This is a genomic window from Priestia sp. YIM B13490 (assembly GCF_042787735.1).
GTDB classification, from domain to species: Bacteria; Bacillota; Bacilli; order Bacillales; family Bacillaceae_H; genus Priestia; species Priestia megaterium.
The window spans coordinates 93,136-117,409 of sequence record NZ_JBHZOT010000003.1; the positions used below are offsets into that span (position 1 = coordinate 93,136).

Annotated in this window: 19 protein-coding genes; 16 read left to right on the forward strand and 3 right to left on the reverse strand. The window is 36.7% G+C overall.

Annotated elements, in window-relative coordinates; all coding sequences use genetic code 11:
• Positions 1 to 16 precede the first annotated feature (16 nt).
• Entirely contained in the window at positions 17 to 1,447 is a 1,431-nt protein-coding gene (locus ACFX4R_RS10355; RefSeq protein ID WP_013082784.1) for a hypothetical protein, read from the reverse strand.
• A gap of 376 nt (positions 1,448 to 1,823) precedes the next feature.
• On the opposite strand from ACFX4R_RS10355, the gene ACFX4R_RS10360 reads away from it, so the two are divergent.
• Positions 1,824 to 2,174, forward strand: coding sequence for a VOC family protein (locus ACFX4R_RS10360; protein ID WP_043981946.1), 351 nt, complete (start codon positions 1,824 to 1,826; stop codon positions 2,172 to 2,174).
• Positions 2,175 to 2,261: 87 nt separating this feature from the next.
• Positions 2,262 to 2,396 carry a hypothetical protein gene (locus ACFX4R_RS10365; protein ID WP_255255766.1) on the forward strand — a complete coding sequence of 45 codons (135 nt, stop codon included), beginning with the start codon at positions 2,262 to 2,264 and terminating at the stop codon, positions 2,394 to 2,396.
• Between the two features lie 73 nt (positions 2,397 to 2,469).
• On the opposite strand, the gene ACFX4R_RS10370 is transcribed toward ACFX4R_RS10365, so the two are convergent.
• Together ACFX4R_RS10370 and ACFX4R_RS10375 are read right to left on the reverse strand one after the other, a co-directional pair.
• On the reverse strand, positions 2,470 to 3,561 hold the full coding sequence (locus ACFX4R_RS10370) for an AI-2E family transporter (protein WP_377569506.1): 1,092 nt from the start codon (positions 3,559 to 3,561) through the stop codon (positions 2,470 to 2,472).
• Between the two features lie 109 nt (positions 3,562 to 3,670).
• On the reverse strand, positions 3,671 to 3,865 hold the full coding sequence (locus ACFX4R_RS10375; RefSeq protein ID WP_043981948.1) for a twin-arginine translocase TatA/TatE family subunit: 195 nt from the start codon (positions 3,863 to 3,865) through the stop codon (positions 3,671 to 3,673).
• Between the two features lie 135 nt (positions 3,866 to 4,000).
• On the opposite strand from ACFX4R_RS10375, the gene ACFX4R_RS10380 reads away from it, so the two are divergent.
• The 14 genes from ACFX4R_RS10380 (at position 4,001) to ACFX4R_RS10445 (ending at position 24,061) form a co-directional block, all read left to right on the forward strand.
• On the forward strand, positions 4,001 to 4,225 hold the full coding sequence (locus ACFX4R_RS10380; RefSeq protein WP_043981950.1) for a hypothetical protein: 225 nt from the start codon (positions 4,001 to 4,003) through the stop codon (positions 4,223 to 4,225).
• A 149-nt stretch (positions 4,226 to 4,374) separates the two neighbouring features.
• Positions 4,375 to 5,796: a glucuronate isomerase gene (gene uxaC, locus ACFX4R_RS10385; protein ID WP_377569508.1), complete on the forward strand. Its 1,422-nt coding sequence runs from the start codon at positions 4,375 to 4,377 to the stop codon at positions 5,794 to 5,796.
• 47 nt (positions 5,797 to 5,843) lie between these two features.
• Entirely contained in the window at positions 5,844 to 7,226 is a 1,383-nt protein-coding gene (locus ACFX4R_RS10390; RefSeq protein ID WP_377569510.1) for a glycoside-pentoside-hexuronide (GPH):cation symporter, read from the forward strand.
• Positions 7,227 to 7,328: 102 nt separating this feature from the next.
• Positions 7,329 to 8,342, forward strand: coding sequence for a LacI family DNA-binding transcriptional regulator (locus tag ACFX4R_RS10395; RefSeq protein WP_043981955.1), 1,014 nt, complete (start codon positions 7,329 to 7,331; stop codon positions 8,340 to 8,342).
• A gap of 116 nt (positions 8,343 to 8,458) precedes the next feature.
• Positions 8,459 to 9,922: a tagaturonate reductase gene (locus ACFX4R_RS10400; protein ID WP_377569512.1), complete on the forward strand. Its 1,464-nt coding sequence runs from the start codon at positions 8,459 to 8,461 to the stop codon at positions 9,920 to 9,922.
• A 12-nt stretch (positions 9,923 to 9,934) separates the two neighbouring features.
• Positions 9,935 to 11,425 carry a UxaA family hydrolase gene (locus ACFX4R_RS10405; protein WP_043981957.1) on the forward strand — a complete coding sequence of 497 codons (1,491 nt, stop codon included), beginning with the start codon at positions 9,935 to 9,937 and terminating at the stop codon, positions 11,423 to 11,425.
• 42 nt (positions 11,426 to 11,467) lie between these two features.
• Positions 11,468 to 12,865, forward strand: a complete 1,398-nt coding sequence (locus ACFX4R_RS10410; RefSeq protein WP_377569514.1) for a glycoside hydrolase family 28 protein — start codon at positions 11,468 to 11,470, stop codon at positions 12,863 to 12,865.
• A 609-nt stretch (positions 12,866 to 13,474) separates the two neighbouring features.
• Entirely contained in the window at positions 13,475 to 15,424 is a 1,950-nt protein-coding gene (locus ACFX4R_RS10415) for a beta-galactosidase (protein ID WP_377569516.1), read from the forward strand.
• 95 nt (positions 15,425 to 15,519) lie between these two features.
• Positions 15,520 to 16,884: a glycoside-pentoside-hexuronide (GPH):cation symporter gene (locus ACFX4R_RS10420; RefSeq protein ID WP_043981959.1), complete on the forward strand. Its 1,365-nt coding sequence runs from the start codon at positions 15,520 to 15,522 to the stop codon at positions 16,882 to 16,884.
• Between the two features lie 117 nt (positions 16,885 to 17,001).
• Entirely contained in the window at positions 17,002 to 17,247 is a 246-nt protein-coding gene (locus ACFX4R_RS10425; RefSeq protein ID WP_013082790.1) for a DUF2164 domain-containing protein, read from the forward strand.
• A gap of 243 nt (positions 17,248 to 17,490) precedes the next feature.
• Entirely contained in the window at positions 17,491 to 18,987 is a 1,497-nt protein-coding gene (locus ACFX4R_RS10430) for a CoA transferase (RefSeq protein WP_377569518.1), read from the forward strand.
• A 350-nt stretch (positions 18,988 to 19,337) separates the two neighbouring features.
• A complete protein-coding gene (locus ACFX4R_RS10435) occupies positions 19,338 to 19,535 on the forward strand; it encodes an IDEAL domain-containing protein (protein ID WP_013056608.1) in 198 nt (65 codons plus the stop codon).
• Between the two features lie 226 nt (positions 19,536 to 19,761).
• On the forward strand, positions 19,762 to 20,181 hold the full coding sequence (locus ACFX4R_RS10440) for a universal stress protein (protein ID WP_043981960.1): 420 nt from the start codon (positions 19,762 to 19,764) through the stop codon (positions 20,179 to 20,181).
• A 526-nt stretch (positions 20,182 to 20,707) separates the two neighbouring features.
• Positions 20,708 to 24,061 carry a trifunctional glycoside hydrolase family 18/polysaccharide deacetylase/glycosyltransferase family 2 protein gene (locus tag ACFX4R_RS10445; RefSeq protein WP_377569520.1) on the forward strand — a complete coding sequence of 1,118 codons (3,354 nt, stop codon included), beginning with the start codon at positions 20,708 to 20,710 and terminating at the stop codon, positions 24,059 to 24,061.
• Positions 24,062 to 24,274: the final 213 nt, after the last annotated feature.

Sequence of the window (24,274 nt, forward strand, 5' to 3'; positions counted from 1 at the left end):
ATAAGGGCATTCTTTTTTAGCCTATAGAACTTGTTACGTTTTGATAAATAGAAAGGGGAGCATATTCGTAATCACCAGCTAGTAAGTCTTTTACTTCACTTTCTCCCACAGGAATAAAGGTAATCTGAAACACTTGGCCCACTCTTTTATAGGATTGGACAGCTAGTTTTTGTTCGACTAGCTCATCTAAGGCTGTTTCTATTTCGACAAGGTTTTCTTTTTTTCGTCTTTTTCGAAAGCGGACTCTTGTCGAAAAATATAAATAATCTCTTGTGACATTGTATGAAGATTTTGTTTCATAGCAAATGAGACGCTCTTTTTGCATAACGAATAGCAAATGATAAGCGGCGTCTAAACTTAATTTTTCTACTTTGTTTTTATAAATACGCACCGTTTGGCGTTGAATATAGTCTCTATATATCACTTCATTGACGTGAATTTCAGCAATTCGCGTTCCGTTTGGCATCGTAGTAATATCCACAAAGTCAAAAATACCGTAGGCAATTTTCTTATTATGCTGTACTTTTGTCATGCTGTAGTGCTTCATTTTTGTAATTCTTTCTTCTATCATCTGATAGTTGCGCTTACTGTCTGTTTTATAGAGTGCTTTCACAAGATCACCAATTTTTACGTTAATAATTTTTTGTGTAGCGAACAATTCGTCGCGCTGGCTCATGATCTCTAAAAACACTTTATAATCAAACCGATCTAAATCACTAATTTTATTTCCATTTTCTTCAGCGTATTCTTTTTCTATTAACAATTCGTAATCTGTCCCGTCTTCAGAGTTATAAGTACTTAAGAAATATTCTTTTCCTTCTTTCTCTAATAGGGGTTGCTCGACGAGAAGCTTTGCTCTTGAGTTAGAGAAAAAAGGATTCTCTACAGTTGAAAAAGGGCTCTCAATAATACTATGATTTCCGTTTTGGAAGCTTGGGTCCAGTATAGTAAGCCCAATAATAATAGATATATCCGTATGGATTGCTTTTTCTCGCTGGGTCTTGGTTTTTTGATGAATATAAGGATAATCCGTTAAGAAGAAGCTATCTTCTTGACTCCATTCACGTAGGATACCAATTCGTTTATCAATGACTTCTTCCGGAGATGATACGTTTTCAAACTGTTTGCAAAAGAGTTCTTTTCCATTCGTTTTATAATAAGCTGTTAGCGCTTTGTATTCGCCAATCAGCTCTTTATTCTTCTTAGGCTTTTTTTGCTCATAGTCGCGTATAGCAGCATCTAACCATCTGCGTTTCGTACGATTGAGAAAGTCTTTTTTTAAAATCCTCAACGCTTCGTTTACATCTTTATTTTCAAAGTGCTGCTGATAAAGAGGGAGGATGGTGCTTTCTAAATCACCTTTTATACTTTCATTATAAACAGATAAGAGGCGTAATTTAGATACTCTATCAATGACTTCGCGTATGAGTAAAGATGAATAATCCATACACATCTAACCTCCTTAACCTTAAGTTATTCATTTTAATTCTTAGCTGGATAGTGGCTTTAAATCTATTGTAATGCACGAAAGTTCGATGCTACAAACAAAAAAAGGCTACTATCTATAGTCTATTTTTCATTATACACGTGCAAAGCAGAGGAAGGGGGAGATTTTCTTATTTTCTTTTTTAGTAATCTACATTTAGTCATGTAGCATATATATTTGCCGTGTAGCTTATGTATGGAGGATAACCGTGTCTGCAAGACCGCTAATTCTGCTACCGAGTTTAATGGACTGATAGAAAGTATCTCAAAATAAAAGGATATCAGCGATCAAAAGAGAATACGTTGTAAAACTACTAAACCCATACCGGAGGTCATAAATGAACCCTATATTAAATGAAGTAGGCACGGTTTTTATTCCTGTAAAGGACACAAAAAAAGCACGAGATTGGTATTGTGACATACTAGGTTTGATAGCAGATGGAGACATTTTATATGATCATTTATATGTGATACCTATGAATGGAACAGGGATTGTATTAGATAGCAAAACTTATTCAAAAAATACGCTTTTTAAAACGCCAGCTTTTCATTTGAATACAAACGATATCAAAGAAGCTTATGAATATATGAAGCAGAAAAAAGTAGAGCTAACGACAGGAATTCAACACAATCATTGGTTTACATTTAAAGATCCGGATGGAAATCACCTGATGGTGTGTCAGTGCTGAACCCATGGGAAGATAAAAGACATTAGGACATAAAGAAATTACCCCAATCTAAAGACGAACAAATGAGATAAAGGAGCTGAACCGCTTGTGACACCGCTGTTGAGTTCCGTTGAAGACTTCCGTTTTTCACGCAGAAGTCTTCACCTTGCCCTCCAATCAACAGCTAGAAGCAGCTGCACAAACCCTATGTTCAATATGACAACAAAAAATCCGAACTATTAATCAGATTAATAGTTCGGATTTAACTTCAACTAAAATGCTTTTTTATCAGCTTCTATTGGATTGCCTCGGCATTTTACAATTTGACAGATTTGTTTCTGAATTGAATCATTCTTACAATATTTATCACAATTGTTTTTGTTACAGCATAAGCCGGAATCGCTAAGATCATTCCGAGTATTCCTGCAATATTACCAGCAACAAGCAATAAAATAATAATTGTTAAAGGATGAGTGTTTAATTTCTTTCCAATTACCAGCGGAGAAATAATGTTCCCATCTAGCTGTTGAACGATTACGACGACGATAATTACTAATATCGCTTTTGTAGGAGAGTATAATAAACCTACGATTAAAGCAGGTGCTACGCCAATAAAAGGGCCGACGTACGGGATAATATTAGTAAGGGCTCCTATTAGTGCGAGTATCAATGCATAGGGTAACCCGATGATGAGGTAACCAATGAATGTACTAATACCGACAAATAAACAAACGAGCATTTGGCCTTGAATATAAGTAGCTAGCGTATTTGTTGTTTCTTTCATTGTACGTAACGTTTCTTTTCGGTAAGAAGCAGGAACCATACGCAGCGTATTTTTACGAAGTTTATGGCTGTCTTTAAGCATATAAAAAAGAATGAAAGGAACGGTTACAACCGTAAGTGTAATATTTGTTACGACGCTTAAAACAGATGAAATACTGTTTGTGAGATTCGTAGGTAAAGTAGACGCGTAGTTTAAAAGTGACTCTTCAATATGATCGAGGGACACATATTTTTGTTCAACGAGCCAGTTAAACCATCTTGCGTTAGATAAATCATTTATGTACTCTCTCGTTTCTACAATATAAGACGGAATATTTTTAGCCAAATCAGTTAATTGTTTAGATAAAGTAGGTCCCACACCGCCTACAATAGAAGCAATTACGCCGATAAAAACAACGTATAATAATAAGATGGCCAGTGTTTTTGGCACTTTTTTTCTTGTGAGAAATGACACAATTGGTTCGAATAAAAAGAAAAGAAAACCAGCTACGAGAATAGGGAAAAATAAAGTGGAGATAAACACACCGATTGGTAGAAAAACAAACGAAATATGTTTACAAATGTAAATCAGTAAAGCAATCATTAATAGTTCTAATGTCCAAAAATGCAGTTTCGATTTAAACAAAAAGTTACCCTCTTTCTTTACTATTTTTTACTATCATACATCAAAAAAGAAACCCACTGCACGTGAAAAGTGGGCTTTTTAGTCTGTATAACTTTTATTTACATAAAAATTAGGATTTTTCCTCTTTATTTTCAGTGGTATCCTCTGGAGTTTTTTTGTCGTCATCCTGTATAATTCCTTCCGCTGCATTTTTAAATTCTCGCAGGGAATGTCCAAATGCTCGTCCTATGTCCGGCAATTTACTTGGGCCAAATACAATTAAGGCAGTAATCCCGATTACGACCATGCTTGTGGCTCCTGGCATGATATCCTCTCCTTTAAAAGCAATGAATATATGAAAATTAAAAAGAGATAATAAATAAAGTGTATGTTTATACTATTCACTTTTCTCTTTAAAATTCCTTTATTTTAAATGATACGAAAATAAGGTGCAGCGGCTATGTATGATTTAAATGCTAGTAGTGATGCATACGAAGTTAATTATAGCATTAAAGACAGCTTGTTCGCCTTATTAACCTTGTATAAGCTTTATGTGAAACAACTTGCTTTAATTCTTATGGAAACATGTCATAAATCCTGTTTTTTTAAAAATGAAGAATCAGCATATGAAAATAAAGAGAGAAAAAAATTGAAAAATATAAAGATAAATTGTTGTAAAATTTAGAAAGAAGTAATAGAATTAAATAAAATGTTAACGTTAACATTTATGGTGTTGAAGATTAAATCTTATTAATATAGTTATCTATAAATAAGATTATTCATCAATTTATGTAACTTTGTTAACGTTAACAAAAAATGAAGGAGTGAATAGGAATGAAAAAGTTTATGGATGACAATTTTTTATTAACAAATGAAACAGCCGCACACTTGTATAATACTTACGCAAAAGATATGCCCATTATTGATTATCACTGCCACTTAAACCCACAGGAAATTTATGAGAATAAACAGTTTGAAACGTTAACTAACGTTTGGCTAGATGGAGATCACTATAAATGGAGACTGATGAGAGCCAACGGAATTGAAGAAGAAAAGATAACAGGATCAGCGAGTGACTATGAAAAATTTCTCGCGTGGGCTAAAACAGTTCCGATGACAATTGGGAATCCGCTATATCATTGGACGCATCTAGAGTTAAAGCGTTTCTTTGATATTGATGAAATATTAAATGAACATACGGCACCGTTTATTTGGGAAAAAGCAAATGAGAAATTACGCAGCGGTGAGTTCGGTGCAAGAGATCTTATTACACGTTCTAACGTAAAAGTTATTTGTACAACGGATGATCCAACAGATTCATTAGAGTATCATATGAAACTAAGAGATGTGCAAGAGTTTGAGACCCAAGTACTTCCAAGCTTTCGTCCGGATAAAGGGCTTGAAATCAATCAAGAAGGGTTTAAGAACTGGATTGCAAAGCTGCAAGATTGTTCACATCATTCCATTCACACCTATGATGATTTGTTAAAAGCTCTTGAAAGTCGAGCTCGTTTTTTCCATTCCATGGGAGGACGTTTATCTGATTACGCACTAAACAAAATGGTATATACGAAGACTTCAAAAGAAGAAGTTTCAGAGATTTTCTTAAAAGCCTTAAAAGGTGAAGGTGTAAGTACTGAAGAAGAAAGTAAATACAAGTCATATACGTTAATCTTTTTAGGGAAGCTGTATAATGAGCTAGGTTGGGCAATGCAATTTCACCTTCATGCTCTTAGAAACAATAACACAAAAATGTTTCACCAGTTAGGGCCGGATACAGGGTATGACTCGATGTATGATGGACAAGTGGCAGAGCCTCTCGTACAGCTTCTCGATCAAATGGACGTACAAAATAGTTTGCCAAAGACGATTTTATATTCGTTAAATCCAAAAGATAATTATGTATTAGCAAGTATAATTGGAAGCTTTCAAGGAGACGGCATCCCTGGCAAACTGCAGCTCGGCACGGCTTGGTGGTTTAATGATCAAAGAGAAGGTATGTTAGAACAAATGAAAGCGTTATCAAATATTGGGTTGTTTAGTCGTTTCATTGGTATGTTAACGGATTCCCGAAGTTTTCTTTCATATACAAGGCATGAATATTTCAGAAGACTAGTATGCAGCTTAATCGGTACGTGGGTAGAAGAAGGAGAAATGCCTAATGACCAACAGCTGCTTGAGCAAATTGTAAAAGGAATATGTTATGAAAATGCTAAAGACTACTTTAGCTTTCCTGCCTATACGCTGCAAAAATAAACACGCAAAATAGTTTAAAGAATTGCAAGGGGAGAAGGGGGATTACCATGAGTGTTGTGGCAACTGAAAGAAAGATTGAAATAAAAGTAGAAGAGAAAAATCTTAGTGTAAAAGAAAAAACATCTTATGGTATGGGTGATTTTGGTAACGGTTTCATGTTTGATTTAGGGCAGTTGTATTTGTTGAAGTTCTTTACAGATGTGGCAGGCATCCCTGCCGCAGCTGCGGGAGGGATTTTTCTAGTAAGTAAGTTATTTGCGGCAGTTTGTGACCCAATTGTTGGTTCGTCTATTGATTACCGAAAAAACATAGGTGCTAAAGGGAAATTCCGACCGTATTTACTATTCGGAAGTATGGTGTTGGCCATTTTAACCGTACTCACTTTTATTTCTCCAAACCTTTCACCGGCGGGTAAATTAATTTATGCGTACGCTTCTTATATGATCTGGGGAATTGGCTATTCATTTGTCAATATTCCATACGGATCGCTAGGCGCATCCATGACTCAAAATACTTCTGATCGCACGTCTCTTGCTGCTTTTCGTCAAACAGGATCATTAGGTGCACTGTTTGTAACCAGCATTGCTGTTGTACCGCTCATTCTGTTATTTCCAAATGAAAAAATCGGTTATCCCGTTGTCATGGGGATTATGTCGGTCATTGGAATAATCGCTTTTTATGTATGTTATCGCAACTGCAAAGAACGCATTGTCGTAAAAGAGAGTCCAAAAGAAAAATTATCAGTCAAGTCTATTTTTAAAACGTTTGTAAGTAACAAACCTCTTTTAATTTTAGTATTTATGACGGTATTTACCATTTCAGCTTACAATATTAAATCAGCTATGCTTATTTACTTTGCACAATATAATTTAGGAAATGTTAAATTGATGGCTTACATGAACTTTATTATTATTGGTTCATCCTTTCTAGGAGTCATTATGCTGCCAAAGCTTGTTAGCCGATTTGGAAAAAAGCAGGCGGCAATGATTGGCTTAGGAATCAGTATTGCAGCGGACACAGTAAATTTCTTTATGCCTTCTAACGTCGTAATTTTTACGATTTTAGCAAGTATTGCTTTTATAGGTATCAGCATTCCTAACGGGATTACATGGGCATTTGTATCAGATATCATTGATTATGGTGAATGGAAAACAGGCGAAAGAAAAGAAGGCACAACGTATTCACTGTTCAACTTTTCTCGAAAGCTCGCTCAGTCGCTATCCGGCTTCTTATCAGGTATTGGTTTAGGGTTAGTTGGGTATATCCCAAACGTGGCACAAAAGGCAGGTACATTAGTGGGGATTAAAAGTTTACTGTTACTATATCCTGCTATTGCTTTATCCATTGCTGCAGTGATTATTGGTTTTATGTATAAGCTAACGGATAAGAAACACGCGGAGATTGTCCAAGATATTCATGCTAGGTCTTAGTCAAAACTGTCATAACATTCACCATTTGCTTATTATTCCTACTAAGTTGTGATATCCTTATAATAAAAATCGATACTGATTCATTAAAGGAAGGTAAATGAAATGGGTGTTACAATTAAGGATATTGCAAAACTAGCAAACGTATCACATACAACGGTTTCACGTGCATTAAACAATAGTCCGCTTATTAAAGAAAAAACAAAAAAGAAAATTTTAGATATTGCAAATACGCTTAACTATATTCCTGACTACCATGCGAAAAATTTAGTTCTTCAAAAATCTCATACAATTGGACTGTTTTTTACGAGCATGGCAAACGGTACATCACCAAGTTTTTTAGTGGATAGTATTAGAGGGGTAAGTAAAGTAATTGATGTTCAGTATAATTTATTTGTAAGAGGCATTGACGATTACGATGATTATACGTACATCAATAATAAACGCTTTGATGCGATTATTTTAATGAGTCAAAGCGATCGTGATAACACTTTTATATATAACGTAGTAGAGAAAGGCATCCCGTTGATTGTGCTCAATCGCCAAGTTGATGATTCATCAATTATTAATATTTTGTCTAATGACAAAGAAGGAGCTTACAAAGCTGGCGAGTATTTGATTGAATTAGGTCACAGACATATCGCAATCATAGAAGGAATAGAAGGCTTTAAATCAACTCAACAGCGTAAGGAAGGATTTCTTAACTCGTTAATTGATCATAATGTTTCCATTCGCCAAGAGTATATGATTCAAGGAAATTACGATATGCAAAGCGGATATGAAGGAATGAAAGCACTGTTAAGGTTGAAGCAACCGCCTACTGCTGTTTTTTGTTCAAATGATGATATGGCAATCGGTGCTATGAATGCCGCATTCGAGTCTGGGCTAAACGTACCCAATGATATATCAATTATTGGATTTGATGATATTGAATTAGCCAAATACACCACTCCTTCACTAACAACCGTTAAAAGACCAATCGAGAAAATCAGCATGACCGGAGCAGAAGCAGTTTTATCATTAATGAACAAAGATGACAAAAATATGCTGCAAAATAAAGTTTTAATTAATACCGAATTAATGGTTCGCCAGTCTGTGAAGTCACGCTCATCTATGTAGCCGGTTATTTAGTATAACCGGCCCAAAAATGTTAACGTTAACATTTTTGGAGTTAAAATAATATAAAAATCTATAAAAATAACAATGTTAATGTGTGCAAAGAAGGAGATGCTAACATGAAGTTAAACCGCCAGATGCAAGCTAACACACGTATATACCCAGAAAAAGTTCTGCAGTTTGGAGAAGGCGTATTTCTAAGAGGGTTTGCTGATTGGCAAATTCATCAAATGAACAAACGCACTGCATTTAAAGGCAGTATAGTAGCTGTCAATCCGAGAATCACCGGAAATGCAGGTAAATTGAATAAGCAAGACGGTTTGTTTACGGTTTCTCTTCAAGGAATTCAAGACGGTAAAGCACTCAAAGAACATGAAGTAATTGAATCTATTAGCCGCGGTCTAAATCCATATGAAGATTATGAGGCTTATATGCAATTAGCGGAGAAAGAAGAGCTAAGATTTCTTATTTCTAATACAACAGAAGCAGGCATCGCATTTTTAGAAGAAGACCGCTTGGAACATGCACCGCAAAAGAGTTTTCCAGGTAAAGTCACAGCATTTCTATATAAGCGCTTTAAAGCTTTTCAAGGAGACCCCACAAAGGGGCTTATTATCTTTCCTTGTGAATTAGTAGAGCGAAACGGGGATTTGTTAAAGAAAATGGTATTACGTTATGCCGACAAATGGAATTTAGAAAAGAAGTTTACCGAGTGGATACACGAAGCAAACGCTTTTTGCTGCACGCTTGTTGATCGAATTGTGCCAGGTTATCCAAATGATGAAAATACGCTCAATGAACTGAGTTATGAAGATGAGTTTTTTGTGATTGCAGAGCCATTTTACTTATGGGTTATTGAGGGACCAGAGTGGGTAAAAGAGGAGTTTCCCGCGGAAGAAGCTGGTTTACATGTGAAATTTGTGAACGATATTGCACCGTATGCGCTGCAGAAAGTCAGAATTTTAAACGGTATTCATACTGCAACGATGCCTGTTGCGTATTTAGCGCAACTAAATACGGTCAGAGAAGCAGTCGAAGATGAAGTAATTGGAACGTTTATTCGAAAGTGTCTATATGAAGAAATTATTCCTAGTTTACCAGTTTCGGAAGAAGAGTCCTTGTCATTTGCTAAATCTGCATTAGAACGGTTTCAAAATCCGTTTATTCATCACGAATTAATGAGCATCTCTTTGAACAGCATGACAAAGTTTAAAATGCGAAACATCCCAACTCTTAAAGAGTACGTTGAAAAGCACGGAGCGCTACCTACTTTGCTTACATTTTCTCTCAGTGCCCTCATTTCTTTTTATAAAGGAAAAAGAGAAGGAGAAAAAATTGAACTATCAGATGACCCCGCAGTTCTAGAAATGTATGAATCTCTTTGGAATACGTATGACGGTACTGAAAAAAGCATTTCTTACATTGTAAAAGAAGTGCTGGGATATAAAGAGCATTGGGGAGAGGATTTAAATATGATTCCTAGCTTAACAGAAGCCGTAACAAATGGAGTCTTAGCTATTGAAACTGTCGGAATGAAACAGGCGATGAAAGAAATTCTCTATGTAACCGCAACTAAACAGTAAGAGGTGAAGCATATGAAAGAAGTAATTCGTATTCATCAGGGAGATAATGTAGCAGTAGCTTTACGAGATTTTTTAGCACAAGAGAACCTTATGGTTGATGGAAAAGAAATTTCTCTAAAAGAAGAAGTAAAACGGGGCCATAAAATAGCTCTTACGCCAATTTCAGCGGGCGGCAACATTATAAAATATGGCTTTCCAATCGGGCATGCGACTTATTCTATTTCACCTGGTGAGTGGGTGCATACGCATAACGCAAAAACAAATTTAAACGACGTTAATGAATATAAGTTTCATCAAAAATTAGCAGTTCCTAAACAAAAAAAACAATCGCTAACGTTTAAAGGATATCGCCGCAAAAACGGAGATGTTGGAATTAGAAATGAGCTTTGGATTGTTCCAACGGTAGGGTGCGTCAACGGTATAGCCGAACAAATGATTAAACAGTTTCAAAAAGAAATAGGGGATCTCTCGCCTTTTGAGCATGTAACCGTTCTAAAACACAATTACGGATGTTCTCAGCTCGGTGACGATCACCGTAATACAAGAACCATGCTTACGAGAATGGTACAGCATCCAAACGCTGGAGGAGTTTTAGTGTTAGGACTTGGATGTGAGAATAATAGCTTAACAGAATTTAAACAAGCGCTAGGTACAATTGATGAAAGCAGAGTGAAGTTTTTACAATCTCAAGACGTCGAGGATGAAATTGAGGCAGGAGTCGCTTTGCTAAAAGAAATTTATGATGCTGCTAAAGACGATAAAAGAGAAGACGTTGATATTTCAAGGCTGAAAGTAGGTCTTAAATGCGGTGGCTCAGATGGGTTATCAGGTATTACAGCAAATCCGCTGCTCGGCAAATTCTCCGACTGGCTCATTGCTCAAGGAGGCACAACGGTTTTGACGGAAGTGCCTGAAATGTTTGGAGCAGAAACCTTGCTCATGGAAAGAGCCGTTGATGAAGAAACATTTAACAAAATTGTTGATCTTGTTAACGATTTTAAAACGTACTTTCTCAATCACAATCAGCCGGTGTATGAAAATCCTTCTCCCGGTAATAAAGCAGGCGGTATTACAACATTAGAGGATAAATCACTTGGCTGCACTCAAAAAGCAGGCACGGCCCCAGTCGTAGACGTGTTAAAGTACGGAGGCAGTTTACAAATTAACGGTTTAAATTTACTAAGTGCTCCTGGAAATGATTTAGTTGCCTCAACTGCTTTAGCCGCTTCAGGGTGTCATATTGTACTGTTTACAACGGGAAGAGGAACGCCGTTTGGAACGTTTGTGCCCACTATGAAAATTTCCACAAACACCGCTCTTTATAACAAAAAACCGCACTGGATTGATTTTAACGGAGGAGTGCTGGTTGAAGGTGACACAGAAGAAGATACGTTAGAAAGCTTTATTGAGTACATGATTAGAGTTTCTAGCGGAGAGCTTGTAAATAATGAAAAAAATGATTTTAGAGAAATGGCCATTTTTAAAACAGGCGTTACTTTATAAATAAGTCGGTTACTAGATTGTTAAACGAAAGGAGAAAAGCTAGTGAAAAAATATGTGCTTTGTTTGTTTGTGATGACTCTTATGCTTATTTTACCGTTTTCTGCCCAAGGGAAATCTCTTTCAGCAAGTGAAAAAATAACAGCAGTTAAAGAACAAATTCAGCCTCTTTCATTTCCAAACCGTACGTTTAATGTTAAGCAGTACGGAGCAGCAGGAAATGGAAAGTCTGATTCAACGGCTGCTTTTAAAAAAGCAATCGAAGCGGCTAACAAAGCAGGAGGAGGGCGCGTTGTTGTCCCACCAGGAACTTATGTTACCGGTGCGATTTATTTAAAAAGTAATGTAAATCTTCATATAATGAAAAAAGCTACGATTAAGTTTAGTCAAAATCCTGAAAAATACTTACCTGCTGTTTTAACAAGATGGGAAGGCGTGGAGCTATATAATTATTCACCGCTTATCTATGCGTATAACGAAAAAAATATTGCGATTACAGGAGAAGGTACGTTAGATGGACAGGGGGATAACGAACATTGGTGGCCCTGGAAAGGAAAAAAGGAGTTTGGATGGAAAGAAGGCGAGCCGAGTCAGCAGCAAGATCGCGATTTGCTGTTTAAAATGGCAGAAGAGAAAGTTCCTGTTAAAGAGCGCGTATTTGGTAAAGGGCACTATTTGAGACCTAGTTTTATTCAGCCTTATCACAGTAAAAATATCATGATAAAAGGTGTAACCATTTTAAATTCGCCAATGTGGCAAATCAATCCCGTCTTAAGCGAGAACATTTTAATTGATGATGTAAAAATTATAGGTCACGGTCCTAATAATGATGGAGTAGACCCTGAATCGAGTAAAAATGTGCTTATTAAAGATTCTTATTTTGACAATGGAGATGATTGTATTGCGATTAAGTCGGGGCGTAATGCAGATGGGAGAAGAATCAACGTACCAAGTGAAAATATTGTTATTGAAGGAAACGAAATGAAAGATGGCCACGGGGGCGTTGTGATCGGCAGCGAAATATCAGGAAGCGTCCGGAACGTATTTGCTCAGCATAATGTTATGGACAGTCCCAATCTAGACCGGGCGTTGCGGATTAAAACAAATTCAGTTCGCGGCGGAACGATTGAAGATATCGACTTTAGCAACAATACGGTCAAAAGCGTAGGCAGTGAAGTGATTCAAATAGACATGTACTATGAAGAAGGAGACACAGGGAATTTTACGCCCGTCGTTCGGAATATCAACATAGAAAACTTGCAAAGCAACGGAGGCAAATACGGCTTATGGATTCGAGCCTATGAACGTTCTCCTGTCACAAACCTAACGATTCGTCATTCTAGTTTCCAGCATGTTGCAACACCATTATTAATGGAAAATGTAAAGGATCCTGTGTTTGAAGAACTTTGTATAAATGGAAGCTGCATGAACACAAACCGGTAAAAGCTGTGTTTATAATCAGCTGCAAGTAAAAGGCGGAACAAAAAATATTTTAGCCCAAGAAGTATCCGCACAATTAATCGAGCTTATTGATTAATTGTGCGGTCTTTTTTTGTTGGGATGGTGAACGTAGGTTTAATGTGTTAATAATGGTAAAAACCTGCTCTGTAATTTTTACTATTTTATAGATAGGTCAAATGATTCTTACTAATTGATAGATAACATGGATGAAAGAAATAACTTTTGATGCTTGTTTTCCGAGCAATTTATTACCTAAATGTGGATATGGAAAGTGTGAGGGAAGATATATATAAGAATTATAAAAACATTTGTCTTTGTAAGCGTTTTATTCTTTATTTTAATAAAGAGCAAAAAAAGGATGTTTTTCTCTAAATTTTTACCATTGAATATTTTGAATAAAGTTCATAAAATAAACTTGTAAGCGTTTTAAAAGATTAGGAAGTATGTATCTTGAAAGTTGAATAGAAATTTATTTATGAAGAAAATAAATATGATTTTTTTGCTTTTGATCACCGTTTCCGAGTAGAGCTTAACAAGTAGCAGCAAATCGTTCATTTAATGAAATAAAGAAATAGATAGGAGTAGAGAAAAATGTACATCGGTGTCGATTATTACCCTGAACATTGGCCAGAGAATATGATAGAAGAAGATATCCAAGGCATTAAAGAGCTAGGATCAAACATGGTAAGAATAGGAGAGTTTGCTTGGCATCTAATGGAGCCTAAAGAAGGTGAATATGACTTTTCCTTTTTTGATAGCGTTATCAATAAGCTTAAAAAACAGAATATTGATGTTATGTTTGGTACGCCTACTGCCACTTTTCCGGCTTGGCTTGCGAAGCAGCATCCTTCTATTTTATCGAAAGATGAAAACGGGGCGGTCAGAGCCTTTGGAGGAAGACGTCAATATTGTTTTAATTCGTCTCTTTATCGGAAGTATAGCGCTCAGATTACAGAACAACTCGTAAAGCACTACTGCTCAGAAGAAGCAATCGTAGCATGGCAAGTTGACAATGAATTTGGCCATGAAGGCAGTGACATGTGTTACTGCGAACAATGCCATAAAGAGTTTCAGCAGTTTTTGGAAAGAAAATATAAAGATATCAATGAGCTAAATGAAAAGTATGGCACTATTTTCTGGGGACAAACATATAACGAGTTTACTGAAGTGCCTATGCCCGTAAAAACAATTACGACACACAGCCCTTCGCTAAAGCTTGACTGGGCGCGCTTTCGTTCTTTTTCGTTAAACAGATACGCTCACGAACAAACGGCGATTGTGAAGAAATATAAAGGTGATCACCAGCTGTTGACAACGAACGTATCAGGGGGCTTTTTTGATAAATGGTTTGATCATGAAGAAAATCTAGAAGTAATGGACTTTGTATCTTATGACAATTATCCGGTATGGGGCGGTCAAACAGAGCCCATTACCCCGGCTCATATTGCACTAGGGCATGATTTTAATAGAGGTTTGCTACATAAAAACTTCTGGATTGTAGAGGAATTAATGGGCGCCCAAGGTCATGATATCATCGGTTATCTTCCGCGACCTAACCAAGCAAAAATGTGGTCTTATCAGGCGTTTGCTCATGGATGTACGAATATGCTGTATTTCCGTTGGCGCGGAATGACAAGAGGAGCCGAGCAGTACTGCTATGGAGTTGTAGGTCACGATAATCATTATGGAAGACGCTACAAAGAAGTTCAGTCGTTATTTAGTGAAATCGTTCATTACGAACATGTACTGAAGTCTGATATTAAATCGGATATTGCCGTTTTATATGACTATGAAAATATATGGTCATGGCGCTTTCAGCAGCAAAGTGAAGGATTTGACTTTACGCAAGAGCTGCTTCGAGGATATACACCGTTTTATAAGTTGAATACACCTATTGATGTTATTCCTGCTTCGAGAGATTTTTCAAGCTATAAAGTACTGGTTGTTCCGGCTTTGCAGATCATTGATGAAGAACTAGGTAAAAGATTTACTGAATTTACTGAAAACGGCGGCGTCATCATTTTTACGTTTAGAACCGGCATTAAAGACAAACAAAATAATATTCACTTTAAACAGACGCTGCCCGGATATGTAAAAGAAATAACGGGAATTGAAATTCAGGAAGTCGAAGCACTGTCTTCTACTCAAAAAGCAGCTATTAAAGGGGTAGGACCGTATGAAGGAGAGCAGTCAAGTGCGTCCGTGTGGAGAGACATTGTCACACCTGTAACAGCTGAAGTTCTGTATGAGTATGATGATCCATTTTATAGTCAAGCCGCTGTAACAAAAAATCAGTTTGGTCGCGGAACGGTTTATTATGTAGGCTGTGGAATTGAAGGGCAAACGTTTGAAAAAATTGCGCTTGATATTGTAAAACAGCAGCATATTGAGCATACGGAAAGTGAAGAGGGGATTGAAGTATATCCTCGCAAGCTTGGAGAGAAAAGTTATTACTTCCTTATGAACCATACGCCAGAAGTAAAAGTATTTAAAGATATTGTTCTGCAGCCTTACGAAAGTCGAGTTGTAGAAAACATGTAGTAGCAACAGGAGACTAGAATCTCATAAAGCAATGAGATTCTAGCCACTTATAATATGATATGAAAGCGTTTTATAGGAGAAGGGAGTTAGGGTATATGAGCATGGGGGTACAGTCAAAAGTTTCTCTGAAAACCGTACTATCATACGGAATGGGCAGCTTTGGAAACAATATTATTTATGCATTAACAAGTACATATTTAATGATTTTTTATACGGACAGCGTAGGATTAAATGCCGCAGCTGTAGGAACTTTATTTCTTATTGCTAGGATATGGGATGGGATTGCAGACATTATTATCGGAATGATTGTTGATAATACAGAAACGAGATTTGGTAAGTTTAGGCCTTATCTTTTAATAGGCGGATTTTTTGCAGCTGTTGCTACAGTCGCGTGTTTTATTAGTCCTGATCTTTCTCATACAGGAAAATTAATTTACGCTTATATCACCTATATCGCATGGGGAACAAGCTTTGCTATTATGGATATTCCCTACTGGTCGCTTTCAGCAACGATTACACAAGATGTAAAAGAACGAAATAAAGTAGTGGCGTTTCCTAGAACCATTGCAGCAGTAGGGTCTTTATTTGCTAGTTTATTAACTCTTCCACTAGCTCATTATTTTGGGAACTGGTTTATGCTGAGTCTTATTTATGCGTGTATCTTAATGATTACAATGATTATTACATTTTCAGGAGTAAAAGAAAACTATACCGTAAAAAGACAGGAAAAGCAGACGCCAAAAGCAGTTTGGAACTTATTTATTCAAAATAAACCGTTGCGTTATCTAATTTTCTCGATGCTTTTAGTTGAAACGATTTTAACAATTCGAACTACGTTTTCTATTTACTATTTTAAATACAATTTAAATGCAGAGAATATCGCGTCTCTTTATTTAACCTTATTTTTCACAGCACAAATTGTAGGAGCAATCGCGTCTCCTTTCATTTCAAATAAATTTGGAAAGAAACGCGCAGCAATAGGGGGAATTGCCCTAAATGCTGTAGCTACTCTTACAATGTTTGCAACCGGTTTTCACGTTATGCCGGTGATGATTTTAAGTTTTTTAGCTTCTTTCGGCGGTGGAGTTAGCAACATTGCTCAAACATCTATGCTCGCTGACTGTGTAGAATACGGCGAATGGAAAACAGGGAACCGAGCGGAAGGAATGGTGTTTTCTACGAATATTTTCAAAACAAAGGTTGCTTCAGCAGTGGGTGGAGCAGTAGGCGGGTACATCCTTTCAGCGGTAGGGTATGTGCCAAATCAAATTCAGTCACACAGCACACTCATTTGGATTGCTTTAATCTTTACGATCATTCCAGGCATCCTTTGCTTGTTATCACTTGTCCCACTCGTAAAATATGAGTTGACGGAAAAGAGATATTTAGAAATTTTACAAGATATGAAAAAGCGCTCAAGCCGCATAAAAGAAAAACCTGCTATGAAAGTGTCTAGCTAATTCAAATCAGCACAAGCATTGTACACAAAAACAACAAGAAAAAAAGACTGCATTTTCTCAGCTCCTCTTGCTATGATGTCAGGTAGACAGATATCAGTGTAAAGAGGAGTTTTGTTTATGTTTATTAATTTTTCAAAAGAAGACAAAGATAAAATGCTGAATGAAATTCAAACGTTTTTTTATAACGAACGAGATGAAGAAATCAGTGAATTTGCAGCGGAAAATGTATTAGAGTTTATTAAAGAACATATCGGTCCCCACTTTTATAACCAAGCAATTAAAGATGCAGAAGATATTATGAACCAAGTCATGCTTTCTGCAGAAGAAAATTTACATGCATTAAAAAAACCGATTGAAAAGTAGTTCAAAAAAGAAAATATGAAGTAGAACAAAAGCGCTTTATGTACAAAAACATAAAGCGCTTTTGTTTGTCTATGAAACAAATTATTTGTTCGCATAAGTGATATATGATACATTCGTTTTAAGATAATATTAACGTTAACGTAAAGGTTATATTTGGAGTGTTTTAATTTAACTCGACGAGGGCATAACTTCAGCAAGCAGGGACATAATGAGGTAATTATAAGAGGAAAGAAGGGACTATACGTGAGCAACATTACGAAAGATCAGCTAACAAAATCTATTGTGAAAGCAAATGAAAATCGTTTAACAGATAATAGTGATTTTGATATCTATCAAGAGCTGGAAAATGTGCTTCAAGGAGTCGGCTTATCAGCAAAAGACAGCGGAGGAAACATTACATTTTACGGAGAAGATCCGGTTGTTCCTAGTACGCTGCGTCTTGCCTCAGCAGCAGCAATTGCACTAGTTGCTAAATCAGTAGCTGTCTCAAAAATTTGGAGAATACGCGGAGGAAAAGGTCAAGATATTCATATGGATTTACGAAAAGCGATCCGAAGATTATCACCTTTTTACGATAAAAAATGGGAAAAGCTTAATGGGTACGCACCAAGTAAAGCAAATGATCCATATAACCCATTAGGCTTTCGCTTTTATCAAACAAAAGATGACAAATGGGTGATGCCGCTGAATCCATATCCACGCTCTAAGCATGAAACGCTAAAGTTGTTAAATTGTATAGAAGACCCTGATGTAGTGGCAAAAGCAATTCGCGGTTGGAATGCAGAAGAATTAGAGAAAGCTGCAGCGGAGCGAGGAGTTATCATGCCTGTTGTGCGGACAATTGAAGAGTTTATGAATGAGTCCGTGTATGAAGAAATAGCGCAGCTTCCTTTAATTGAAATTGAAAAGATTGGAGAAAGTGAGCCGATTCCTTTTTCAAAGAATCCTAAAACGCCGCTAGATGGTGTTCGAGCATTAGGCCTTGGTCATGTTATTGCAGGAGCAGGATTTGGTAGAGCGCTCGCTTTACACGGTGCGGACGTGTTAAATATTTGGAAGCCAACGGATTGGGAGCATGATACGATTTACGCTACGTCTAATGTCGGTATGCGCTCTTCAACGCTAGATATTGGTGAAAAAGAAGGAAAAGAAAAAATGGTTGAACTTCTAAAAGAAGCCGATATCTTTTTTGCGAACCGTCGATACGGATTTCTAGAGAGATACGGTCTAACCGCTGAAGAGTGTGCAGAACTAAAACCAGGAATCATCCACTGCACCGTTAACCTGCATGGAACGCAAGGAGAGTGGGCAAAAAGAAATGGATTTGACCAAACAGCGGGAAGCGTAACGGGAGTCATGGCGTTAGAAGGATCGCCAGAAAATCCTAAGCTGCCTCCTATTGTAGTTGTCAATGATTATGCGGTTTCTTGGCTGCTTGAAGTCGGTGCTTTAATGGCACTGGAAAGAAGAGCAAAAGAAGGAGGCAGCTACCGCGTGCGTGTATCATTGGATCACGTATCTTTATGGATTTTATCAATGGGCATTTATGACAAAGCATATGCTCATCAAACAGCTGGTTCATCAGAAAAGCACGAGTACATTGCACCGGATCTCTTTACAGCCCAAACACCTTTAGGATTGTACCAAGGGCTTACAGAACAAATCGAAATGTCCGAAACTCCAGGGGAATATAAGACGGTTCTGGTTCCTCGAGGTTCTTCATGTCCAGAGTGGTTGTGATATCAAGAGGCTGAGACAAAAGTATTTTAGTTGAAGGAAAATCCGAACGATGAATCGAGATTCTTGATAAAGGATCTAACTCGTTCGGGTTTTTTCATGGTGATGGTGAACGTGGATTTTGTATCTTCTGTTGCTTCTAGCTGTTGATTGGAGGGCAAGGCGAAGACGCCCGCGGAAAGCAAAGCCCTGCACGGAAATCAATTCAATTCGCTCGCCTTTGGATTAAAATGATTTAGTTATGTCCAAACCTCATTATGAGAAGCACATTTAAAATGAAAAATAAGAAAAAATATTTGAATAATTATATGATTTCTTATATAATAGCGAAAAGGATGAGGAGTTGACTTGTAATGGAAAACTATACGTCCCGCAAAATGACACAAGAAGAAGTAAAAGTATCAGACGCGACAGCAGCTCAACTAGTGCTAAACAAATCTCTTCGTGACTTTAAAAAAGCACAGCTTTTACTGCAAATTGATCAGTCTTTAGAAAAAAGAGATAAAGAAACTTTTTTACGTTTAACTGAAGAGTTAAAAGAAGTTTGTTAAATAACCTACTAACATAAACGATCAGCCTTTGCTTCTAGTGAGCAAAGGCTTTTTATATGGAAAAAAACGGATAAATGTTTTGTTTTTTCTGAAAGCGGTAAAAGTATAGTATGGGTGATAAAGCAAAAATCAAGAAGTCTCTTACTTTATTATTTTTTGCTTTATCATCTACAGCATCTAGATGGCATCGCATCACGAAAGAACAAAAAGAGAGAGGGTTCTTTATATGTATAACAAAATCTTAGTCGCCTTTGACGGTTCGGCACCTTCTATTCGTGCTATTCAACATGCAAGTAAACTAGCTAAAAGCGTAAATGCTAATAAGCTGACAATTGTACATATTAAGGAAAGAATTCACTTGCAGCAGCCTGTTTTTAGCGTTGACTTAGACGCACTGATAGAAGAAGAAAACCGCGATATTTTATCTGAAGCTCATAATCATTTAACTCAATCAGGTATTCCATATGAGGCATACGGTTTAGAGGGCACCGCTTCAAAGAAAATTATCGAATACGCACATGACAATCAACAAGACGTCATTATAATAGGAAGTCAAGGAAAGGGCTTTGTTAAAGAGACATTTTTAGGAAGTGTAAGTCACGAAGTTGCTCAATCTGCAGAATGTCCTGTTATCATTGTTAAATAAAAAGCATGTTCTCCCTGGAGAACATGCTTTTTATTATGAGTTAATTTGTGTCACCTTTAAATCGTCTAGTGCTTTAGCTGGTTGGGAATTTTTAATACGGTAAAAACGCAGGAGTTCTCTACGCAATACACTACTTTTATTAGAAGCTTTAAGAAAATGAAAAAAATACATGTCTAAATAACTAATAAGACGAGATAAGAACTAGAAAAAGATATAGCTGTAAAGCCTTACACTTCCATAAGTTATCTCTAAATTCGATAAATTAGCATATATACCGCTTGATTTACTTCTGTTATCCTTTTGTTTGCAGAAAAACTTATAGTGTTAGACGCACAGGGGTATAAAAGTTTTCGCTCTTTTGAGTATATGACTTTTTACAAAAACAACGCGATCTCCACTCTTTTTTCTACTAGCAAACTAAAAAGTGTAGAGAAAGTGATAAAAATACGTAGAGGATACAAAAACAGAGGTAGAAACGTTTTTTCCTTTACATCATAGCTAAAAAGGATAGAAAGCAGGTATGCATGTGCAAACAACACGATTCAACAAAAAGAACAGGCGAGGTGAGAAGACGGCTGGTTCGCACACGGACAAAAGTAAGAAAAAATTCATTTTTGAGACTAGTTCTTTAAAACGATGGCATATTATTATAAGTCTATTTATACTCGTAATTATTTTTACTCTTTTTTCAGCTTTCGTTTCAGGCTTAAGCCTTCACTTTAATCCGATCTTGCCAACATGGGGGACTGAAGAAAAGAATGAATTTTCGACTATTTATCCGTCCGATAATGATAGCGGCCAGCTCACTTCTTTTTCAGAAGATAAGTCTCATAAAAAGTTTTTAGAAAACCGGATTGTGAACAAAAATGATGTTTATGCGTTCTATGTTAATTGGGATAAAAATAGTGAACGTTCATTAAAAAATAATATTGACCAAATTGACGTTCTTGTACCTCAATGGTTTTCATTAAATTCGAACTTGGAATTAAAAAGCAGTGTTCAAAAAGATATCGGAGATTTTGCTAAAAAGCATCATACAAAGGTTTTACCGCTGCTCACAAACGAGTCAAATGGAAAATGGGATGAGCAAACGGTTCACCGCTTGCTGCAATCTCCTCAGGAACAATCCAAACTCATACATAATTTACATCATCAAATTAAAGAGAATGGATATGATGGAGTAAATATAGATTTTGAAAATATCAAAAGCAGCGACAGAGAGTTACTAACAGATTTTATGAAGAAACTTTATACAGCCTTCCATGAAGATGGCTTAATGGTAACTATGGATGTGCCTCCAGCTAATAAAGCATTCGATTATAGGGGTTTAGAACAGTACAATGACCGTATGATTTTAATGATGTACGACGAGCACTTTCAAAGCCCAGGTCCTATTGCTTCATTTTCTTGGTATCAAAACAATTTATCAAAATCGTTAAAAGATAAGATGATTGTTAGTCTTGGAAACTATGGATATGACTGGGATGAAAAAAGCAAGCAAGGAGGAGAGGTTGTATCATTTGAAGACGTCATGCGAATGGCTCAAAAAGCCCACTTGAATGTTGAGTGGGATGATGAAAGCAAAACGCCGTATGTAAATTATAAAGACGGAACGGGTACGCATGAGCTATGGTTTTTGGACAGCGTGACATTTTATAACCAGTGGAAAGCTGCTTCATCAAGCGGTGCCAAAGGAGTTGCTTTATGGAGACTGGGAACGGAAGACCCGTCTGTGTGGGATGTAGTAAAAGGACATAAGGTAAGTGAGATTCAGACTGTTAAAAATGGAGAAATTGCTTACAATTATGGAGAAGGAAGCATACTTCATGCAAAAACAGAGGCTTCTCCAGGAGAAAGACGTTTTGCATTTGATTCGAAAGGATTTATTTCAGGGGAAGAGTACACAGCAATTCCGCAAGCTCCTGAGATTGAGCGGTTAAGCAAAATATTTAACAAAGAAATTGTTTTGACATTTGATGATGGGCCAGATCCTAAATACACAGAGAAAATTTTAAAAATTTTAAAAGCTCACAATGTAAAAGCTACTTTCTTTATGATTGGTGAAAATGCAGTATTTCATCAAGATATTGTTAAACAAGTATATGAAGATGGTCATGAAATTGGAAATCATACGTTTTCACACCCAAATACAATCAATATTTCTAAAAATCAGCTAAAGTATGAAGTAAATGCAACAGAACGAGTCATTCAAGGTATAACTGGTCATTCATCTATTTTATATCGTCCTCCGTATGGAGATAATCAAAGCACTTATAATGGTTACGATGAAACGGTATATGACCCAGCTTCATTTCAAAAAATGGCGGATACGACGAACATGGGATATATAACGGTTAACTACGATATTGATTCGAGTGACTGGAAAGCCAAAAATAGTAAAGAAATTGTAAACCGTGTGATAAAGCAAGCAGAGAACGGTGATATTATCTTACTTCATGATGGAGGAGGAAACCGAGAAGCAACAGTAGAAGCACTGCCTCACATCATTGAAAAGCTTCAGGCGCAAGGATATACATTTGTAACAGCAGGTAATTTGACTAACAAAAGCAGGGAAAGTACAATGCCAGCTGTTTTAAAAGCAGAGAATCCGATTATTCAAAACATCAAATTGATTCTAGCGAATATTGCTGCACTGCATACTGTTTTTTTCGTTTTGTTTTATGGAACATTAATTGTATTTACACTGCGTTTGCTTATTGTATTTTATCTCGCTCTTAAACATAAAAGAAAAGCGGATAAACTGCAGTTTGATGCTTCATATCAGCCTTTAGTCAGCGTAGTCATCGCCGCCTACAACGAAGAGAATGTCATAAACAGGACAATTAAATCGGTGTTGAAGAGTTCCTATCAAAATCTTGAGATTATTATGGTTGATGATGGTTCAACAGATGGGACGTCAAAGGCTGTTACTGAAGCTTTTAAAAACAATGACAAGTTTCGTCTTCTTCGAAAGAAAAACGGAGGAAAGGCTGAGGCGGTCAATTTGGGTATCCAAAAAGCACAAGGAGATATTATTGTGTCAATTGATGCCGATACCATTATTTCACCTGAAGCTATATCGCTTATGGTAAGACACTTTAACGACGAAAAAGTAGGAGCAGTATCTGGGAACATCAAAGTGGGAAATGTCCGTAATTTATTAACAACATGGCAGCATATTGAATATGTTTCAGGTTTTAATTTAGAGAAACGTGCTTTTTCCATGCTTAATTGCGTGACGGTTGTTCCAGGCGCAATAGGAGCATGGCGAAAAAAACTTGTTCAAGAATTAGGGTATTTTACGGCCGATACATTAGCTGAAGATACAGACATGTCTCTGCGCATATTGCGCAGCGGTTATAAAATTTCAATTGAAGAGAAAGCAAGTGCATATACAGAAGCACCGGAAAAGCGTAAAGATTTTCTCAAACAGCGCCATCGCTGGAACTTTGGGACTTTACAGTGCTTATGGAAGCACAAAAGAGCTTTTGGAGGGCGCAAGCATAAAGCATTAGGTTTTATGGCTCTTCCTAATATGCTGCTGTTTCAATTCATTTTTCCTTTATTTGCACCATTTTTAGACCTTTTATTTGTTTTGAGGCTATGTACTGGAGATCTGAAACATTCGTCTCTTCTATACGGGTGCTACTTTATTGTTGATTTTCTTGTTTGCTTAGTGGCCTTTAGATTAGAGCGAATAAGCAGTAAACCATTGATTGCTCTAGTGATACAAAGAATTGTGTATCGCTACTTATTACTATGGGTAGCTTGGAAGGCAGTTTTAGCTGCATTAAAAGGAACAAAAGTAGGGTGGAACAAATTAAAACGCTCCGGAAACTTGCAGGTAACACGAGACAGTTCAACTGAGAGAACTGGGTGAAATTGCACTATTTAACGAGGTTAATTAGCTTTTGCTGATTAACCTTTTTTATTAGAAAAACAGTAAAGAGTTCGCTTAATAATGATAGTTAAAAGAACCTTCATTTTTACGCGTATCCATAGGGATCATTCACATCCCTTTTTTGTTCATTAAAATGCTGTTCTGCGTACGTACGTATCCGTTCCTTCTACCTATGGTAAAATGTCAGAGAAT

Excerpts from the sequence above, each read along its gene's own strand:
- ACFX4R_RS10355 (WP_013082784.1), bottom strand. The coding sequence starts at position 1,447 with ATGGATTATTCATCTTTACTCATACGCGAAGTCATTGATAGAGTATCT.
- ACFX4R_RS10360 (WP_043981946.1), top strand. The coding sequence starts at position 1,824 with ATGAACCCTATATTAAATGAAGTAGGCACGGTTTTTATTCCTGTAAAG.
- ACFX4R_RS10375 (WP_043981948.1), bottom strand. The coding sequence starts at position 3,865 with ATGCCAGGAGCCACAAGCATGGTCGTAATCGGGATTACTGCCTTAATT.
- ACFX4R_RS10380 (WP_043981950.1), top strand. The coding sequence starts at position 4,001 with ATGTATGATTTAAATGCTAGTAGTGATGCATACGAAGTTAATTATAGC.
- uxaC (WP_377569508.1), top strand. The coding sequence starts at position 4,375 with ATGAAAAAGTTTATGGATGACAATTTTTTATTAACAAATGAAACAGCC.
- ACFX4R_RS10390 (WP_377569510.1), top strand. The coding sequence starts at position 5,844 with ATGAGTGTTGTGGCAACTGAAAGAAAGATTGAAATAAAAGTAGAAGAG.
- ACFX4R_RS10395 (WP_043981955.1), top strand. The coding sequence starts at position 7,329 with ATGGGTGTTACAATTAAGGATATTGCAAAACTAGCAAACGTATCACAT.
- ACFX4R_RS10400 (WP_377569512.1), top strand. The coding sequence starts at position 8,459 with ATGAAGTTAAACCGCCAGATGCAAGCTAACACACGTATATACCCAGAA.
- ACFX4R_RS10405 (WP_043981957.1), top strand. The coding sequence starts at position 9,935 with ATGAAAGAAGTAATTCGTATTCATCAGGGAGATAATGTAGCAGTAGCT.
- ACFX4R_RS10415 (WP_377569516.1), top strand. The coding sequence starts at position 13,475 with ATGTACATCGGTGTCGATTATTACCCTGAACATTGGCCAGAGAATATG.
- ACFX4R_RS10420 (WP_043981959.1), top strand. The coding sequence starts at position 15,520 with ATGAGCATGGGGGTACAGTCAAAAGTTTCTCTGAAAACCGTACTATCA.
- ACFX4R_RS10425 (WP_013082790.1), top strand. The coding sequence starts at position 17,002 with ATGTTTATTAATTTTTCAAAAGAAGACAAAGATAAAATGCTGAATGAA.
- ACFX4R_RS10435 (WP_013056608.1), top strand. The coding sequence starts at position 19,338 with ATGGAAAACTATACGTCCCGCAAAATGACACAAGAAGAAGTAAAAGTA.
- ACFX4R_RS10440 (WP_043981960.1), top strand. The coding sequence starts at position 19,762 with ATGTATAACAAAATCTTAGTCGCCTTTGACGGTTCGGCACCTTCTATT.